The organism is Legionella fallonii LLAP-10 (assembly GCF_000953135.1).
Lineage (GTDB): Bacteria > Pseudomonadota > Gammaproteobacteria > Legionellales > Legionellaceae > Legionella > Legionella fallonii.
In genome coordinates this window covers 2,869,461-2,887,993 of the sequence record NZ_LN614827.1, presented here as the reverse complement: position 1 = coordinate 2,887,993, position 18,533 = coordinate 2,869,461, and the positions used below count along the sequence as shown (strand labels likewise).

Here is an 18,533-nt window from a genome sequence, read left to right as displayed (position 1 = left end):
TTTTATTTTAGATAGTCTTCTACCACCTCACCGTAAGGCAGAGTCAAATCGGTGATAAAATGGGATACTGAAACGATTTTCTTCACTGGAAAATCAGCGATTGGCGCTAAACAATGGGGATGCAATTCGATACTCCCCGGCCCTGTCCATGCACCTTTTACAGTAATGTCTTGCAAATAAGTCCTCGTTAATTGATTGACCTCTGGTTTGCCGTCGACACCGGGGATATTTTTAAGTAGAAAAACCGGTTTTTTCATGCTTTGTAGTATAAGCTGTTGGTCCAGCATATGGTGTTTGTACCCCATGGTTGCTGTAGCAATACGAATACTTCCATAATCAAGTTGGCCGATCAGAACATCTTCTTCAACAATAAGTTTGGGTTTTGCTAATTTTTTGGGGAAGCCCCATATTTCTCTTCCTCCCGCGATAGGTGCATGGCAATCAAGAAACATAGCAATGGTAAACGTTCCTTCTTCACCCTTATAACGAACAGGGATTACTTGTCCTGATTCAGTATAATCACCAAATCCTGTTGAGTCTGGCATACGAATAAACTCAAACTTTATCACTGGCTCTAGTAATTCTAATCCTGGTGGTAAAACTTCTTTTAATAATTGTGGATCGGTTTCATAACTAATAATGAAAAATTCTCGGTTAACAAAACGGTACGGGCCACTGGGGTAGGTATTAATCCATCTTGGAGCTGGCATATCGAATTCATTAATTATTTTTCCGTTCATTTATTTATCTTCCTGTATAAATAACTTCTATTAAGAGTATGTACAATAACTAGGAAATATTCAAAGTGATTTTTATTTTTTCTTTGTTTTGGTGCATTAAGGTTCGATTCGATTTTGCTTCAGATTTATTTTTAAATCCTTATAAAAATCATAGAGTACTATAGTGCTTAAGTACACTGCTTTCTTCGTTGGCCTAAGTTTTCGGCCTAAATCCGCGCAATAACTATTGCATCCCTCTCAATGTATTTGGAATAATGGTCTTGGTATACAACATCTCTCGGAAGAGGAAGGATTATGATGTACAAAAAATCAGATAAGAGAGCCAAGAGAAAGCGCGTTATTGCCCCTTGCCTCATGAGCGCTTTTTGTATCCTATCTGCTGTAGGAAGCGTCCCTAGCTGGGCCCATCCATCTGGCGGCGGTGGCTTTCATGGGAGAGGAGGATTTGGTGGGGGAGGCTACATCCATAATTATGGAGGCACTTATCATCAGTATGGTGGTTATCATGCGGGAGGTTTTTCAGGTGGTTATCGAGGAGCCGAATATTATCATAATTCGCTTGGTCACTCACCTTTTGGACAGATGCATCATCAATTTCAGGGGCACCCACAGACATTTCACTCCTTTAATCATGCATCTGCAGCAATGGCCCATTCGGGAAACTTTCATCATGATGGGGGCATTAACGGACGATTTGCAGGCCATGCCAACTGGGTGAATCATGGTTATTGGCACGGATCATACTGGCATGGAGGATATGGTCCTTATTGGGCTGGTAGACCGTATTGGGGTTGGGGCGGTGGCTTTTTTTATGGCGCATTCTTCGGTGCAGCAATTACCACAGCATTTTTTTTGCCACCGGTTTATGCAGAATATTACTACTATCCTCCTTTGTATTATTATCCCGGGCCTTATAGTTATACCGTTATCGTCAATGAATACCCGCCGATGCCTGCACCTCCTTTACGCCTTCCCCCACAAAGGGTAGAAACTTGGGTAGCTGTCAAAAATGGTCGTATTCCAGTGAATGCAGTAGCTAATAATAAAGTCCATAAAAAAACAACTTATTATTGTCGTGTGCGATTCCATGGGAAGACATCTTATGGTGTTCTGGTTCCTAAAGACGGTTGTTATGTTGATGAGCCATCAGTTTCGATGCGGTTTTCAAAATACGATGTTTTAGTTTCTTCCATAGTAGGATAGCAGCGGAGAATAAAAATATCATGTCAGAAAGTTTAAAATTTAACGAACTTGTTTTTGCTATTCACCAAACACATGAGACCTTTTCAACACAAGCTAGTAAAGCAGTGAATCTCTGCTTAACAATACGTAATTGGTTGATTGGTTATTATATTGCTGAATATGAATTACAAGGCGCTGATCGTGCTGGATACGGTGCTCATTTGTTAGATAAACTTGCTGAGCAGTTGAGTCAAACTGGTCTTAAGCGCATGGATTCACGAGAGCTAGGGCGATTTCGGCAATTTTATATCATGTATCTTCAAATTCGGGAGGCACTGACTCCCGTTTTGTCGACTTTACCTTTAGCAATAAAAATACCCTTGGGCAGTTGCTACATAAGTTATATCAGCAACCCAACGTTGATTTGGTCTATCTGCTGCAAAATTTTGATTTAATAAATTAGGGGCGGCCTTAGCTTTGGGATTAGTTATCGTTGTCTTTTTAAAACGCTTTTTGCGATCATAGGAACTCATCGCCTCCATTAACAATGTTCCTGTTAATTTTTTAGGATCAGGCAGATCTGCTTTTACTGTTCCCTCTCCTAATCCTGGTATTTTTCCAGAGGTTTTCAGCTTTTTAATATTGATTGGTGTATTCAAGTTGGACCAAATTTTGGCAAATCCTTTGGGCTCAATTATTTTATAAAATTTTGATACTAATGCTGTAGCAGGATCTATCTTTAGCTCCCAAAGATTAGTATATACAACCAAATATCCTGCTTTTTCAGCTACAGGAATAAAATCTTTTTTTAAAAATTCCGTTTTGCCCATCGGCCAGTTGATTCACTTTCTTCAAAAAATGCTCGTTTGGGATTAAATTCTCAAAATCTGAATCAGAAATAGTTTTCGTGTAACAAATTGATCCTTGCATACGAACAGTCTAACTCATTGAAAATGATGAATTAGATCATTCTTGATAAGTTGAGCAAATTTTCCTCATATGTTTTCAGCAGGCCGTCCCATTTTATTTACTTAATTCTGTCTTCTATACCATATTGATGAATAATAATTTAATTACAAAAATAACTTGCAAATGAAATATTATTTAACTATAATTTCAAATGAAATGGGGTTCAAAATGAAAACTTCTAATAGTACACATCATAAAGAAAAAGAAGATGTTGTTTTGTCGAAGGCTTTATGTAACTTGGCAAAATTTTATTCTTTAACCGGAAAAGACTTAGGTAAAATCATTGGAATAAGTGAACCCAGCGCATCTCGTCTCACTCAGGGGAAAAAATTAATTTCACCTCATACAAAAGAAGGTGAAATCGCGCTGTTACTTTTAAGGATATATAGAAGCTTAAATGCTATGGTTGGAAATAATCATGAAAAAGCTAAATTATGGCTCAATAATCAAAATAAATATTTTAAAAATAAACCTATTGAAGAAATGAAAACCATTTCTGGTTTAATTAGGGTTCTTAACTATTTAGATGCAATGCGCGGTAAATTATGAGTATTTGGACCGAATGTGAAGGTTTAAAATTTTTCAAATATTTGGAATTGGAACCATGGAGAATAGTTGAGGATCAATATAGCTCAAGCTCTAGAGATTTAGTTGAGAGCAGCGAAGAACACGATCTTTTAGAAAAATTATTAGATGATTCAAAACCTCTAGTAGCCAATAATAAGCACTATCTAATATTTACTCCTTTTAGATATCCTCCTCTTGAATATGGATCCCGATTTGGTAATACTTATGAGCCTTCGCTGTGGTATGGGGCTTTAACTCAGCATACAGCGTTTGCAGAAGTAGCATTTTACCGTTTGAAATTTTTTGATGATACTTTAGCTAATCTAGAGTACATTGAGATTCGAATGACTGCATTTAAGGCTTATATACAAACAAAAAATGGAATTGATTTAACAAAGTCTCCGTTTCAAAAATATCAAGATAAAATTTCAAACAAAACAAATTATGAACAAAGTCAGCTTTTAGGCACGGAGATGAGAGAGGCAAAAGTTGAGGCTTTTATATTTGCGTCAGCAAGAGATAAAAATGCAGGGGAAAATGTTGCTGCATTCACATCAGACGTATTCAAAATTAAAAATAAAGAATATATAACTAATATGCAAAATTGGCGATGTATAGCAAACAAAAATATTATTGAATTTAGTCGTGATGAAATTTCACAAAGAAATAAACTGGAATTTTCTAAAGCTGAATTTGAAGAGTTGAGTAATGTGAATTAAGGGATCGAGAAGTGGTCTTCGAGTATATATCCTAATGCCATGACTAAACAGATGCTAAATTACATAACATCTGACTGTTGTTCCTTATACTTCTTAATTTATTTCTAATCTATAGGAATAAAAAATACTATAAAATCAAAGAGGTATATCCTTATCATTTTCCAAAACTAATCTATAAAAATAGCTAACTCCATTGTTTTTTTATAGCTATTTGAGTTGTTCAATTTGATTTAGCTATTTTATTGAAAAATAATCCAATATTATTCAACAATGCCCCTTATAGCATTTACTTAAAACATTTATAAAAAGCATGATCAGCGTAATTGAGTAATGCGATATCATTAACACTATCTCCATATGCATAAAGTTCATAGTCCTCTCTATGTACATAGATCTTCTTAAATTCTTCTAATTTTTGTTGTCCCAGACAATATTTATTTCGCATGCGTCCGGTACTTTTATGACTTACAGGGTCAAACTCCAGTTCAGTACAAATCAATTGCTTAAAGTGATATCGTCTTGCCAAAGGCTTCAGGTAAATATCCCATGCTCCACTAATTAAAACACAGGTATGACCTTGTTGTTGATGAAAATTGAGGCATTCTAAAGCTTCTTTACGCAATTTCTTGATGAGCACTTGTTCTAAAAACTGCATAGCCTGCTCATTAAGTTCCTTCTTATCTCGATCTTTTAAAATAAGATTATCGAGATAATCATGCCAGCTTAACCTATCCAGCTTAAAGCGTCCCAGCTCTGAATAAACAAAGCTCGACAATAAGCTACTTACTACTTTAGGTAAACCAATCAGGTACTTTAAAAATAGGATTCGACTTGACGTACTTGTAGTCAACGTCCCATCAAAATCAAATGCCGCAATAACTTTTTTATCCATTTGCGTCTCGCTAAAAAGGCAATTCCAATAAGGGATTAATCATTGTAATTAATCTTCTAAATAACCCTTTAATGTCTTGCATGGCATCATAAGTCTTTGCTTCAAAACGAAGCGTTAAATAAGGCCCCGTATTGGAAGGACGAACTAGTCCCCACGCATTGGCAAGGTTTACTCTTAACCCATCAATATAGATAAGCTCACCGCCTATATGCATAGGAGCATGTAAAATTAACTGCCTCATAAACTCCTCTTTCAAATGTTCAGTGATATTAATTTTTAATTCGTTAGTACTTAATGACTTAGGAAATTGCTCAAAAAAATGATGACTATCTTCTTTATATTCACTTAACATCTCTATTGTACGTGCTGCAGCATAAATACCATCATCATATTGCAGCCATCGATCATTAAAATAGAAGTGTCCACAATATTCTCCGCCGATTGCGGCTTTATGCTCTGACATACCTGCCATAATATGCGCCATGCCAGATCGAGTCATAATCGGGCGTCCTTTACGGGTTAAGATGTACTCATTTAAATGTTGGGTGCATTTAATATCAAATACTACGCCCACATTAGGTTCTTTTTTAAGCAATGCATCAGCAAAAGCCAGCAACATATAATCTGAAGGAATGATACAGCCGTGATTATCCACAACACCCAAACGATCTCCATCCCCATCAAAGGCTACACCTAAATCAGCATTTTGCTCCAAAACAGCCTGACGTAAATCACTTAAATTTTCTTCTACTGACGGATCTGGATGATGATTAGTAAACGTTGATTGCACATCACAATATAAGGGTATGACCTCACAACCCAGAGCAGTCAATAATTGAGGAGCCGCATGCCCTGCAACACCATTACCACAATCTACGACGACGCGAAATTTTTTCAATCTTCCCATACGTCCTTTGATGACACGAATGTATTTATTTATCACTTGTTCAGGAGGGTATTGAAGCAGCTTTCCTCTTCCTTCCTTATCAAGGAAAAATTTTTTATCCATAATGCGTTGATATAAAGCTCGAAGCCTATTCCCATAATAGTTCTTGCCGCCCAGAGTGATCTTCAAACCATTATAATCTACTGGATTATGACTCGCAGTGACCATTAACCCAGACTGACATTGCAAGTCATACATTGCAAAATGTAACACCGGGGTTGGTAAGCAACCAATATCGATTATCCGGGTACCACTTTCCAATAAGCCTTTGATTAATGACTCTGTAAATGAATGGCTACTTGCCCGACTGTCACGACAGAGCAATAGCACGTGCAATCCATGGATTTCCTGCAGCTCAGTCCCAATTGCTAACCCTAAGGTGTAGTAAGTATTTTCATTTAAATCTTCGCCAATTTGACTGCGCACATCGTATTCTTTGAATATGGACAAAGGAGGTTTTATTAAGTAGGACTTACTCATAATTTGGCTCCACACAAATCAGTTAAGATGCTACATGTACTTTCAGGTTTATCGACAACCCCCTTAATTATCGTCAGAAACTGCCTGGTAAGAAGAGCAATCGTTTCACAGTCATACAAATCAACTCGGTATTTAAGGTATCCAGTTAATAAGGTTCTATTGTAAGTAAACTTTAAAGAAAGCTTACGGGGATTAGATCCCCAAAGAGGGATATTTGCATCATCAAAAGCGAATGGTTTCAGCGTAAAACCAGGATCAACAGGTTGGATCTCCAAGTGTTGAAAGTCGAAAGATACATCCGGCACCGGTAAACCAAGCTCTGTAATTTGTTCTGGTTGTAAATACTGATATTCAGAAAACTGAACCAGGTTGTTTTGGAACTTTCTTGCTATATCAATGAAACTCATTACCGGGGAATAATGAATAATCAAGGGTAACTCATTAGCCACGTTGCCCATTATTGTCTGATGTTTCTCCGTTTCTCGCCCAGCACAAAGCATAGTAATAAAAGCTTGATCGGTTTGAGCAAACTGTGCGAGTAACAATCCATAAGCCGTAAATAATAAATTAGGAAGAGTAACCTGACTTTGTTTTGTCAGCTCTTGTAACTTATTAAGTAGCTCTACAGAGAAATGAATAGGCTCTTTCGCTCCTATGGCTAATGCCTGTTGCGGGATGGGTTTATCCGTAGGCAAAACGGGAGGATTATAGTTCAGCAAGGTATCATGCCAAAACGCAACGTATTTTTCGTAAGTACCATTCACTACGTTCGCTAATTGCCAATCAACAAAATCTTCATAAGGTGTTGCCGCAGGTAAGGTTTGGCTGCTTCGATTTTGATTTAATGCATAAAAATGCAGAATATCTTGAAACAAAATAAGACTACTGCCACCATCTGTTAGCAAATGACTCACACTAAAGGCCCAAACATATTGTTTCTCAGCATATTGAATCAAATAACTTTCCAATAACGGAGCTTTATGCAAATCAAATTGATGATGACTTATTTTTTTCAACAATTGATTGATGTGTTGGTTTTGCTCTTTGGCCTCTAAAGTACGAAAATCAAAATAATGTAATTTAAAATCAACTTGGTCATGACAAAATTGAAATGGCGTTCCCATAGAAATATGAAAACTGCAACGTAACATGGAATGTCTCTCAATGACCTGTTGGATACTTTTTTCCAAAACCAACACGTCCACAGAACCGTCAAGTTGAAACAAATTAGTCACTACATAAGCAGGATTGCCGGGCTGATCCTGGATATGTCTCCAAATGCGGATTTGTTGCACTGAAAGCTGTAATAAATGACGCGGCGCTTTAGTTAACAAGGTAGTTTCTTCCGAATCCTCGGCGTCGCCTATTTTTTCATTCAAAAAATGAATCAAATCTTCAAGAGAGCGGTTCTCAAATAACAAAGATTGAATACTTAGATTTTCAAGCAATAATTTGCGTTGAAGCTGGTGTAATAATTCCGAAGCAAGCAATGAGTCCATCCCAAGTGATAACAAATTGGCACTCATCGGCAACGTATCGCTTTCTTTTAAACGAAGAATGATGCGAATTTCATTGATTAATAAATTCGTTAAATCAGTCAATCGCTGTTGTTGGTGCGCTTTCTTTAATCGCGTAATAAAATCTTGGTCTTGTCGGTTGGTTGCTTGAGAAATAGGTGTTGGGTTCTCTTGGGTCGCGGGAATAATCTCTGCCAATAATTTCTTATAGGAGCACGGTAAATGTTCCATCACGGAAACAATATTATTCGGCATCAAACACAATTGTGTGAAAGAACTTGATAGCATACGCTTTAGGGAAGCCAACCCTACTTTCTCAGTAATGTTTTGAATACCATAAGCCAACCAAGATTGTACTAAATTGTGGGTCATACCTATTTCTTGCCAAGGACCAAAATTAATACTTAATGCAGGCAATCCTGCTTGCATGCGATAATGAGCTAAATTATCGAGAAATGTATTAGCCGCAGCGTAGTTCGCTTGTCCTGGCGAACCAAATAAAGAGCTAATGGATGAAAACATAATGAAATGCTCTAACTCAGGCATAAGTTCTTTACTTAAACAGTGTAAATTAAATGAACCTTGCACTTTCGCACAGAAAACTTCCTCAAATTGCTGCCAAGTTAAATGTGACCATGAACCATCGCTTAAGGTACCTGCTGCATGAAAGATCCCTTTAATCGGAGGCATTGTATTTTGTGCCATGGTTAAAACCTGACGCAATTTCTGGTAATTACTTACATCAGCTTGCAGATATTGGATTGCTATGTCATTCACACGAAATTCGTTGAGTCTTTCGTGGATTTTATCGGTTAAAGGCTGCCTTCCCAGTAAAATAATAGAGCTGACTTCTTGCTGCACCAGCCACTTACATAAAATAGATCCTATTCCCCCCAGTCCACCAGTAATCAGATAAGAACCATTTTTTCGTAATGTTTTTTTATTTTCAATCGAACGAGGCAATAGTGCGGGGACAATACGTGGCACGTATAATGAGTCTTGTTGATAAGCTAAAACCGGTTCATCCTGGAAAGGTTGACTGATAAGTTGATGGAGTTGTCGCGCTGTTTTTTCGGCTTTTGCCTCCGCATCAACATCAAAATGATGGTAATCCAGTTCGGGATATTCAAGCACAAGTGTTTTACCCATCCCCTCCAATGGTGAAAAAAATGGCAGAGATTGATGCTGTATGGTCGTTGTAGCTCTGGTTAGAGTCCATAGCTTACTCTTCTGCTTTTGGTGCATGAGTGCTTGCGCTAAATGAAGCAAACCCGCACAAGAACATCTAATTAATTGATTAAAATCATCATAAGTTAATGCTTTTAATTGCTCCTCTTGAAAAAACTCACTGCCAACTAAACCCCATAAATAAAATATACCCTGGATTTCTGAGTGCTTATTTAAGAAATTCAAAAAATGCTCTGGTTGATAAGGATTAAGCATTACTGTATCTCGGGATATTTGATATTTTACCCCGGGATTAACCACGATAACATCTCGTAAATAGGTTGATAAATGACGCACCATATTCTTACTTTCTGAATCCTTATTTGCAAAAATCAACCATTTACCAGTAATTGGTGTTGGTTTCACAGGGTTATGAGTCTCAGCCAATGGTTTCCACTCCACCTGATAAAGAGATTGGCTTAGAAAACTATCTAGGACTCTATTCTCTTGATCTCTAGGATCCACGGTCAGCCAATAAGATTGATGCTGGAAAGGATACGCAGGTAAAGGTTTTGTAGAAATCTGTAGGTTAAATGGAGCATCATAAGCATGCCAATCAATTGCATTCCCGTTCTTATAAAGTTGAACTATTGACTCAGATAACGTTTGCCAGCTGGAGTGATTTTTCTTGAGAGAAGCAAGCCACAATATCTGTTGTGGCTGAATAGAATGTTCCTTGACAAAATTTAATAGAACTGGCTGAGGCCCTATTTCAATAAAAGTTCGATAATTTTCTAAAAGTAATTCCTGTATCCCGGCGCTAAATCGAACTGTAGCGAGCACATGTTCGGCCCAATAATCTGCATTGATAGACGAGATCGCTTTGCCGCTGACATTCGAGATAAGTACCATTTTAGGAACATGATACTGAATGCTTGCAGCAATCTGCTTAAATTCAGCAATCATAGGGCGCAAGAGTTCTGAATGAAATGCATGAGACACTTGCAACTCAGTTGTTCTCAAGCCTTGTAACTGACACTTCTGATCTAATAGACGAATTACCCCTTTCTCACCTGCAAATACAACTTGGCTAACGCTATTCACCGCAGCAATATTTAAGATAGCATGGGGTGAACAAGCCTTGAACTCATGAAGTAATGCTAAAGCCTGGGATTCTTCCACATTCACCGCAAGCATACTGCCTTTTTGCTGTGCTTGCATCAGTTTTGCGCGAGCGGTAATAAGTTTTAAACCATCAGCCAAACTCATAACGCCAGCTACAGTTGCAGCAACATACTCACCCACACTATGCCCAATAACTGCTGTAGGATGAATCCCCCAGCTCATCCATAATTGAGCTAAAGCGTATTGAAGAACAAACAAAGCAGGTTGGGTATACTGAGTTTGATTCAGTAAATAAGCTTTCTCTGAAGCAAACATCACAGTCGTGAGTGGTTCAGGCAAATCATTCGCCAATAATTGACTGCAATGATCCACTTCTTTCCTAAATAATGGATGGCTATTATAAAGCTCCCACCCCATCCCAGAATATTGTGATCCTTGCCCGGTAAATAAAAAGGTAGTTTTACCAACATTTAGCCCTACAGACTCATTAGATCTAATCGCGGCGCGCAGTTTCTCAATTAATTCACTATGTGTTTGTACTGGAATAGCAAATCGATAATCTAATGTACAGCGACCAATAGCAAGACTATGGCATAAACTAGCTAAATCAACACAATCTTCATCTTGGATAAACTCTAATAATCTTGTTTGTTGTGCGGCTAAAGCTTCTGGCGTATGTCCTGATAAAGTGAAAACATGCAAAGGCCGCTGAGGAGCATCAGTGGGTGTAATGGTTGCATCAGCAGTTGGAGGTTCGGCAAGTATTAAATGTGCATTAGTTCCAGTGAAACCAAAGGAGCTTACACCTGCATAACGTATGTGTTTTCCATCACCAGTTTCCCATGCATGCAATATCGTAGGAACTCGCGCAGGAATTGATGCCAAGTTAATTAAAGGATTCGCCGTTTCAAAATGCAAATTGGGTGGAATTTGTCGATGTTGTAACATCAATACTGTTTTGATAAGGCTCGCCATACCCGCTGCAGCTTCCAAATGTCCTATGTTGCTTTTCACAGAACCAATATATAAATCTTTTTGGCGCGTACTTGTCGCAAAAACCTTTTTCAGCGCATTAAACTCTATAGGATCGCCTAAACGAGTACCTGTTCCATGAGCCTCAACATAATCAATTGCATCAGGAGAAATACCCGCCATATGAAGTGCCTTACAAATTAAGTCCTGTTGTGCTTTAGGGCTAGGTGCTGTAATGCCATTACTGTGCCCATCACTATTAACTACGGCGCTTTCAATCACAGCGATGATATTATCTTTATTGCGTTGCGCATCAGACAAACGTTTTAAGATTAAAATGCCACACCCTTCACTACGGACATACCCATCCGCTTTAGCATCAAAGACTTGGCATTTACCATTAGGGGATAACATGCCTGCTTGCGAAAAACTCACACTTAAAGAAGGGTCAAGAATGCTGTTTACGCCACCAACAATAGCTAAGCCGCAGGTTTTTTCATGCAAATCCTGACATGCATTAAACACTGCAACCAGCGAAGAAGAACATGCCGTGTCCACAGCTATTGATTCACCATGGGTCCCTAAAAAATAAGCAATACGTCCAGCTGCCGCACTGTGCGCATTACCAATTCCATAATAGACATCTGCATGATTAGATGCGGCATTGTGAGCTAATTGACCATAATCATTCGAAGAAATTCCAATAAAGATACCCGTATCACTATTATCTAAAGATAAGGGTGCAATACCTGCTCGTTCCAATGCTTCCCATGTTAACTCCAGCAAGAGGCGATGCTGGGGATCCATTGCTTCTGCTTCACGGCGACTAATATTGAATAAAGCGGCATCAAAATGATCAATATTATCAATAAATCCACCTTTAGAGGTTACCATTTTTCCCGGAGTGCCTGGTTGTGCCGCATAATATAATTCACTATCCCAACGCTCAGGAGGGACTTGCGTAATCCCATCTTCACCTGCTTTTAAAAATTCCCAAAATGCTTCGGGGCTATTCGCTCCTCCTGGAAAACGACAACTCATGCCAATAATAGCAATCGGTTCTGTTGGATGTTCTTTATCCATTTCCTGAGTAACCTGTGCCTGCCTTCCGTCTTGGTCAATTTCCAAATAAGACGCTAATTGCTCTATGGTTGAATGTTCCCAGAGCAAACTTGGATTAACTTCGCGCTGAACTTTAAATTCGAGAGCCCCACAAAACTGAACCGCCAAGCTGGAGTCAACGCCATAATAAGCAAAATTAGCTCTAGAATTAATCTCTTCTGGATTTAGATGGAGCCGATCCGCAAACCATTGCTTCATCCATTGCTGTAATTCATTTGGATTTGAATCAATTTGTTGTGTTTTAACATCCAAGCTTGCTTTTTGCCATTGAGCAATAATTTTTAATTCATTTCGCTCCACTGCCTGACGAGAGGCATTGCGTTGAACTTTTCCACTTGAGGTTTTAGGTAACGTTGCCTGTTGAATTAAAATAATGCGAGCCGGTAATAAGGGTAAATCCTCACCACAACGTTGGAGAATTGCGTTAAAAACTTCATCGTGATCTTTAGCACGACGATGCACCTCTTGTACAATCACTAATTCAGGTTCTTCATCGATTTCTAAGGTAAATGCAGCACAACCATGTTGAATTAACGCCGGATGGCTGTCGTGAACAATTGACTCAATATCTTGCGGATAAATATTATGACCTCGGATGATAATTAAGTCTTTTAAACGGCCAGTAATAAATAATTCACCATACTCATCCAAAAAACCAAGATCACCAGTACGTAAATATTTCTTATCGCAATTTAGCAGCTTAAGTTCAAAAATTTGCTGGCTAATCTCTGGTTTATTCCAATATCCTTGGGTAACACTAGGCCCAGAAACAACAATTTCACCTATTTGGAATGCCTTTAATTCAGTAAAAGTTTGAGGATCGATAATCTTAATTTCATGCTCAGAAGAAGCATAACCACAGCCAACCAAATCCAAATGATCAACACCTGTTCCATTCAATTGGATCTGGTGTTCATTCTGTAAAGCGTGTTTATCTACCTGTAGAATTCGCGTACTACTAGCCGTTTTTTTACCACTAACCATTAACGTTGTTTCTGCCATCCCATATACTGGATAACAACACTCTGCTCGAAAACCATATGCCTTAAATGCCTCGCTAAATCGAGCCAAGGTTTTCGCACTTACAGGCTCCGCACCATTAAGAGCAAATAACCAATTACTTAAATCCAATTGTTTTTTTTGCTCATCGCTTATCGACGTCACACACATTTCATAAGAAAAATTAGGTGCCGGAGAAATATTTGCTCGAAAATCACTAATTGTTTTTAACCAAATGAAAGGATTTTTTAAGAATGTGGTCGGTGCCATTAAAACGCTGTGTTTGTTATATGCTAAAGGATATAAAATGGCGCCAATTAATCCCATATCGTGAAAAGGAGGCAACCAGGAACAAACCGTTTCAATTTTTCCCTCAAAGAGAGTATCAATAACTGTTGTGTTAGCAATAATATTCCCATGACTGACCATAACCCCCTTAGGATTTCCGGTAGAGCCAGAGGTGTATTGTAAAAATGCTAAGTCATCCAGAGAAACCTGAGGCATTCCGCCACTATAAGACGTATGAGACTCATCATCGATGGCAATGACTTGTACTTTTTCAAAAACATATTGCTGTGCAATTGCAGTAGTTGTCAGGATAATCTCTGCTTGAGCATCATCAATAATTGCTAAAATACGTTGAGCATGTCGATTACTACGAGAAGGATAGGCGGGCACAGCAACAATGCCAGCCATTAAGCAAGCTAGAAATGAGGCAATATACTCTAATCCTGGCTGCAATAATAAAATACATCGTGAACCGGGTTGAGTCACTACCAGTAATCTCGAAGCAATATCAATTACGTTATGTAGCAGTTCCTTGTTGGTTAAAGTATTTTTTTTATTTGCGCCTAAAAAGGTATAAGCTGTCCTATCTGGAAAAAGTGTTGCATTTTGACTTAGAGTATTAATTAAAGTTTTCATATTGATTAGACTTCTTACTAATACTGGTTCGCTTGCCAATCAAGTTTCCTTATGAATTAATCCATGTTCATATAGCAAGAGAACAATAACCGAACTGGAGTATATCTATACAATATAGACTATATTTAAACATAAGCCTAACTTATTGAACCTCCCTCTTTGTATCAATATTGAAAATTATGTGCGCCGCAGCAATTTAGTACCGTTCATTCCCGTTGTATGTTGAACCTAGTGCTTATCATATAAGGGTAATTCTAACTATAAAAAATCAGGATTATCTTCGGATAGGATGAATGTGATGGTTCATAACAAAATAAAATCATTAATATTGGAACAGCACTATAATTAATTACCAGATCACCGAAGTGTCTAAATTTGAATCAATATGTGCTTTACAACATATGTATTTAATGCCATAAATTGCTAATGATGGGAAATTCTTAAAATTAATAACCACTTAATTTCATTGGTCGGAGTGACAGGAATTGAACCTGCGACCCCTGCCTCCCGAAGGCAGTGCTCTACCAGACTGAGCTACACTCCGTTGTAAGTACGTAAATGTTCACTATGACGCAAGCATACTTCGTGAACGATTGCGTAAGTAGATTGGGCGTGATAAAACAACGAGTAGGCTAGAACATGTTAACCCAAAAAGATTTACAAAAATCCCTAACTTACCCTGTTAAAGCCAGTTAAAACTAATAATTTCTTTCCAAAGCAAATTTAGCTAAGTCTATGAGTGCATCTTTATATTCTGATTCAGGTAGCTCGAAAAGAGAAGATAAAGCATAGTCAATTTCTTGAGCAGCGGTTCTTTTTGTGAACTCAATTGCTTTTGTTTCTTCCAATGCAACCAGAATTTCAGGTAAAAAAATCAGGTTACCTAGCTGCAAACTTTCTTTGATTTGTCGCTGTTGTTTTTCAGTGCCATTTTGTAGGGCGTGAATCAGAGGAAGTGTGACTTTTCCATCCGCTAAATCGTCCCCTATATTTTTACCCATGGTTTTGGCATCAGAACAATAATCTAAAGCATCATCAATCAGTTGGAAAGCGTTTCCAAGGTGCAAGCCATAAGCATAGAGGCTACGTTGTATATCTAACGATGCATTACTTAAAATAGGTCCAATGCTGGCAGCTGCAGCAAATAAAAGAGAGGTTTTCGCACGAATTACATCAAAATAATCATCGAAATTTAAAGCAGGATTATGGCGGTTGGCCAGTTGTTTCACTTCACCACAACTAATTTGGTGGGAAGTTTTGGCCAATAAATTAAGAATTTCAGTAATTCCCACTTCAACCATTAATTGAACTGACTGCGTGAAAAGGTAGTCACCAACTAGAACACTGGCTTTAGATCCCCATATGCTGTTTGCGGTTTGCCGGCCTCTTCTTAAAGTGGACTCATCGACAACATCATCATGCAAGAGGGTCGCTGTGTGAAAAAACTCAACCATAGCGGCAAGGGCAATATGATCTTTGCCTTTGTAACCACAGGCATTACTAGCTAAAAGAACGAGTAAAGGGCGTAGGCGCTTACCACCACTTTCAATAATGTGTTGTGACAAGTCATGAATTAAACCAACTTCAGATTGGATTTTATCAATAATTAGTTTATTAACCGCGTCAAAATCTTCACTTACTAGAGCGCGTAAACGGTTAATAGTCATTAGATACCCTCTGCTTTTTAATCTTTTGAATGCTAAGGTGGGTCATGTTAATTGTCAAGTAGAAGTGCGGAAACTTGTTAGTTTATGGTCGATTTTTTCTTATTTTTGTTCTTGGTGCATATTTTCTTGGTTCAGATTGTAGTACTTTGATTTTTTATTTTCGTACATAGCCTGATCGGCGATTTTCAATAAAGTTTCAGCATTCGTCGCATCCTCTGGATGATTCGCTTTGCCCACACTCATAGTACATTTTATTTGGAAATTTTTAATAAGAAAGGGTTGTAAAAATTCGGTTGTTATTCGTTCCACCAGGCTCTCCGCTATTGTGTCATTGAGCGAGTGAATGATAACCGCAGTAAACTCATCCCCACCTATGCGCGCAATAAAATCTTTTTCTCTAAAGCAAGCTTGGAGACGCTTACCGGTTTGCAATAATAAAATATCGCCAATTTCATGCCCATATTTATCATTAATTTTTTTAAAGCCGTCCAGATCCATAAAATAAAGGGTTAACGCATTAGCGGAGGTATTTGTCGAATCAAGAATAGTTTGTAAATGATGATTGAAAAAAGAACGATTAGGTAAATTGGTTAATGAGTCATGATGAGAAAGGTAATGAAATTTTTGCTTATCGGAGTAAAGTAAATAATTCTGCTCTTTCAGCAGAAACTCATAGTTTCTATTTTCATTTAGAATATTGTATAGGGTAGTAAGAATAAGTAAAAAAACATAAATATGGTTAACATAATTAAAAAAGTCTAAATAATCTGTTGGTATGGAGTAAATTGGACTGAAATATCCAGCGATAAAGGCAATACAAATAATGATGGATAAAAATCCATAAATTATTAATCCTTCTAGACCTATAGTTGCTGCCCCAAGAATAGGAGGGATATAAAACCAACCAACATAAGAATTAGATAGTCCACCTAGCCATAAACTACCAGCAGAAATTAATATTAAAAACAATGCCGTTATGATATGCCCACAGAGCAAGAAATTATAATTTTTTTTAACTAAGGCTAAATTGAAGAATGCAATCATCATGGCGATAACTATCATGCCAGATAACACCCAATAATGAAGATAAATATCGAGGCAGATTAATGAAGCACCTAGAATGAAAAGCTCTATTGTTATGATGTTTATTAATTTATATTTTCTATCATTTTCATTAATAGGCCCTAAATGTTTATGCTCCCATGTATACAACCACTTAAATCGTGACATCATTGTTCCTCGGCATTATCTATGATGCTAAGAATGCTTAGAGGGCATCATATGTGTATTATAGGATAAAAATTGACTACAATTGACAAAAGTTGTCACTTATGGGTGGCTTTCGGACGAGGTTTAATTATCCCTCTATAGCTTAGAGGGATAATTCAGATAGTTGTAAAAAGAGTTCTTTAGTAATGACCAAAGAGGGGACACATAAGATCTAACACTAGACGTTAAAACGAAAATGCATTACGTCGCCATCACATACGATGTATTCTTTACCCTCAAGACGTAATTTACCGGCTTCTTTTGCACCTTGCTCTCCACGACAGGAAATAAACGCTTCATACGCTATAACTTCTGCACGAATAAAGCCTTTTTCAAAGTCTGTATGAATAACGCCTGCAGCTTGAGGAGCGGTAGCACCTTTATGGATAGTCCATGCTCTCACTTCTTTTACTCCTGCGGTAAAATAAGTTTGTAATCCTAATAACTCATAACCTGCTCTGATTACTTTATGTAAGCCCGGTTCACTAAGACCCAAATCAGCCATAAACTCATTACGGTCTGCATCATCTAATTCAACCAGTTCTGCTTCGGTGGCCGCGCATAAAGCAACAATGCTGGCATGCTCTTGGGCTGCTAGAGTTTTAACTTTTTCCAAAAGAGGATTATTTTCATAGCCATCATCATCTACGTTAGCAATGTAAAGCACTGGTTTTTCTGTAAGCAAGAAGAAACGACGAGAGACTTGTTTTTCTTCTGGAGAAAGGTTTAAGGTACGGACTGGATGACCTGCATCAAGATGCACTTTAATCTTTTCTAAAGTTTTCACTTCAAAAATGGCATCTTTGTTGCCACTCCTGCTGTTTTTTCCAGCTTTTAACATCGCCTTATCTACTGTTTCCATATCGGCTAAGGCCAACTCGGTATTGATCACTTCTATATCACTTAGTGGGTCAACCTTACCCTCTACGTGAATCACATCAGTATTTTCAAAACAGCGTACCACGTGAGCAATAGCATCTGTTTCACGTATATTGGCTAGAAATTGGTTGCCTAATCCCTCACCACTGGCGGCTCCTTTTACCAAACCAGCAATATCCACAAATTGCATGGTCGCAGGAAGCACTTGTTGGGGATTAACTATTTCACTTAAGGCATCGAGACGTGGATCTGGGACGGTAACTATACCTACGTTGGGCTCAATGGTACAAAAGGGATAATTAGCTGCTTCTATTCCAGCTTTAGTAAGTGCGTTGAATAAGGTTGATTTACCAACGTTGGGCAAGCCCACGATTCCGCATTTAAATCCCATGAGTAA

12 protein-coding genes and 1 tRNA gene are annotated in these 18,533 nt (G+C 38.0%); 4 read left to right on the top strand and 9 right to left on the bottom strand.

Translation table 11 applies throughout. From position 1 onward, the window contains the following. Window positions 1-2 precede the first annotated feature (2 nt). The gene (locus LFA_RS11870; protein ID WP_045096381.1) at window positions 3-740 is read right to left on the bottom strand and encodes an acetoacetate decarboxylase; all 738 of its coding nucleotides are present in this window, start codon (window positions 738-740) and stop codon (window positions 3-5) included. A 294-nt stretch (window positions 741-1,034) separates the two neighbouring features. On the opposite strand from LFA_RS11870, the gene LFA_RS11865 reads away from it, so the two are divergent. Both LFA_RS11865 and LFA_RS20630 read left to right on the top strand, forming a co-directional pair. Then, complete coding sequence (locus tag LFA_RS11865) at window positions 1,035-1,943, top strand: hypothetical protein (RefSeq protein WP_157010352.1); 909 nt, start codon at window positions 1,035-1,037, stop codon at window positions 1,941-1,943. Between the two features lie 20 nt (window positions 1,944-1,963). Continuing rightward, complete coding sequence (locus tag LFA_RS20630) at window positions 1,964-2,377, top strand: DUF1016 N-terminal domain-containing protein (protein WP_084602173.1); 414 nt, start codon at window positions 1,964-1,966, stop codon at window positions 2,375-2,377. Here the strand turns inward: LFA_RS20630 and LFA_RS11860 are convergent. Continuing rightward, entirely contained in the window at window positions 2,285-2,752 is a 468-nt protein-coding gene (locus LFA_RS11860; RefSeq protein WP_045096380.1) for a hypothetical protein, read from the bottom strand. The two genes, LFA_RS20630 and LFA_RS11860, sit on opposite strands and share 93 nt — an antisense overlap. Before the next feature lie 307 nt (window positions 2,753-3,059). Between LFA_RS11860 and LFA_RS11855 the strand changes: the two genes are divergently transcribed. Continuing rightward, on the top strand, window positions 3,060-3,440 hold the full coding sequence (locus tag LFA_RS11855; protein WP_045096379.1) for an antitoxin Xre/MbcA/ParS toxin-binding domain-containing protein: 381 nt from the start codon (window positions 3,060-3,062) through the stop codon (window positions 3,438-3,440). Continuing rightward, window positions 3,437-4,177 (top strand): RES family NAD+ phosphorylase, encoded by a 741-nt coding sequence (locus LFA_RS11850; protein ID WP_045096378.1) that lies wholly within the window; start codon window positions 3,437-3,439, stop codon window positions 4,175-4,177. The genes LFA_RS11855 and LFA_RS11850 overlap by 4 nt, the downstream gene beginning before the upstream one ends. A 286-nt stretch (window positions 4,178-4,463) precedes the next feature. Here LFA_RS11850 and LFA_RS11845 read toward each other — a convergent pair whose 3' ends face one another. From LFA_RS11845 to ychF, 7 genes are all read right to left on the bottom strand, one after another. Continuing rightward, entirely contained in the window at window positions 4,464-5,069 is a 606-nt protein-coding gene (locus LFA_RS11845; protein ID WP_045096377.1) for an HAD family hydrolase, read from the bottom strand. 10 nt (window positions 5,070-5,079) lie between these two features. Then, window positions 5,080-6,495 (bottom strand): phosphomannomutase/phosphoglucomutase, encoded by a 1,416-nt coding sequence (locus LFA_RS11840; RefSeq protein ID WP_045096376.1) that lies wholly within the window; start codon window positions 6,493-6,495, stop codon window positions 5,080-5,082. Next, on the bottom strand, window positions 6,492-14,321 hold the full coding sequence (locus LFA_RS11835; protein ID WP_157010351.1) for a type I polyketide synthase: 7,830 nt from the start codon (window positions 14,319-14,321) through the stop codon (window positions 6,492-6,494). The genes LFA_RS11840 and LFA_RS11835 overlap by 4 nt, the downstream gene beginning before the upstream one ends. 467 nt (window positions 14,322-14,788) lie before the next feature. Further along, window positions 14,789-14,865, bottom strand: a tRNA-Pro gene (locus LFA_RS11830). 154 nt (window positions 14,866-15,019) lie between these two features. Next, a complete protein-coding gene (locus tag LFA_RS11825) occupies window positions 15,020-15,988 on the bottom strand; it encodes a polyprenyl synthetase family protein (RefSeq protein ID WP_045096375.1) in 969 nt (322 codons plus the stop codon). A gap of 99 nt (window positions 15,989-16,087) precedes the next feature. Continuing rightward, a complete protein-coding gene (locus LFA_RS11820; RefSeq protein ID WP_231865839.1) occupies window positions 16,088-17,221 on the bottom strand; it encodes a GGDEF domain-containing protein in 1,134 nt (377 codons plus the stop codon). 214 nt (window positions 17,222-17,435) lie between these two features. Next, window positions 17,436-18,527, bottom strand: a complete 1,092-nt coding sequence (ychF, locus tag LFA_RS11815) for a redox-regulated ATPase YchF (protein ID WP_045096373.1) — start codon at window positions 18,525-18,527, stop codon at window positions 17,436-17,438. Window positions 18,528-18,533 lie beyond the last annotated feature (6 nt).

What these genes read in the sequence shown, in the direction of transcription:
- LFA_RS11870 (WP_045096381.1), bottom strand. Translation starts at nt 740, where the DNA reads ATGAACGGAAAAATAATTAATGAATTCGATATGCCAGCTCCAAGATGG.
- LFA_RS11845 (WP_045096377.1), bottom strand. Translation starts at nt 5,069, where the DNA reads ATGGATAAAAAAGTTATTGCGGCATTTGATTTTGATGGGACGTTGACT.
- LFA_RS11820 (WP_231865839.1), bottom strand. Translation starts at nt 17,221, where the DNA reads ATGATGTCACGATTTAAGTGGTTGTATACATGGGAGCATAAACATTTA.
- LFA_RS11835 (WP_157010351.1), bottom strand. Translation starts at nt 14,321, where the DNA reads ATGAAAACTTTAATTAATACTCTAAGTCAAAATGCAACACTTTTTCCA.
- LFA_RS11825 (WP_045096375.1), bottom strand. Translation starts at nt 15,988, where the DNA reads ATGACTATTAACCGTTTACGCGCTCTAGTAAGTGAAGATTTTGACGCG.
- LFA_RS11850 (WP_045096378.1), top strand. Translation starts at nt 3,437, where the DNA reads ATGAGTATTTGGACCGAATGTGAAGGTTTAAAATTTTTCAAATATTTG.
- ychF (WP_045096373.1), bottom strand. Translation starts at nt 18,527, where the DNA reads ATGGGATTTAAATGCGGAATCGTGGGCTTGCCCAACGTTGGTAAATCA.
- LFA_RS11865 (WP_157010352.1), top strand. Translation starts at nt 1,035, where the DNA reads ATGATGTACAAAAAATCAGATAAGAGAGCCAAGAGAAAGCGCGTTATT.
- LFA_RS11860 (WP_045096380.1), bottom strand. Translation starts at nt 2,752, where the DNA reads ATGGGCAAAACGGAATTTTTAAAAAAAGATTTTATTCCTGTAGCTGAA.
- LFA_RS11840 (WP_045096376.1), bottom strand. Translation starts at nt 6,495, where the DNA reads ATGAGTAAGTCCTACTTAATAAAACCTCCTTTGTCCATATTCAAAGAA.
- LFA_RS20630 (WP_084602173.1), top strand. Translation starts at nt 1,964, where the DNA reads ATGTCAGAAAGTTTAAAATTTAACGAACTTGTTTTTGCTATTCACCAA.
- LFA_RS11855 (WP_045096379.1), top strand. Translation starts at nt 3,060, where the DNA reads ATGAAAACTTCTAATAGTACACATCATAAAGAAAAAGAAGATGTTGTT.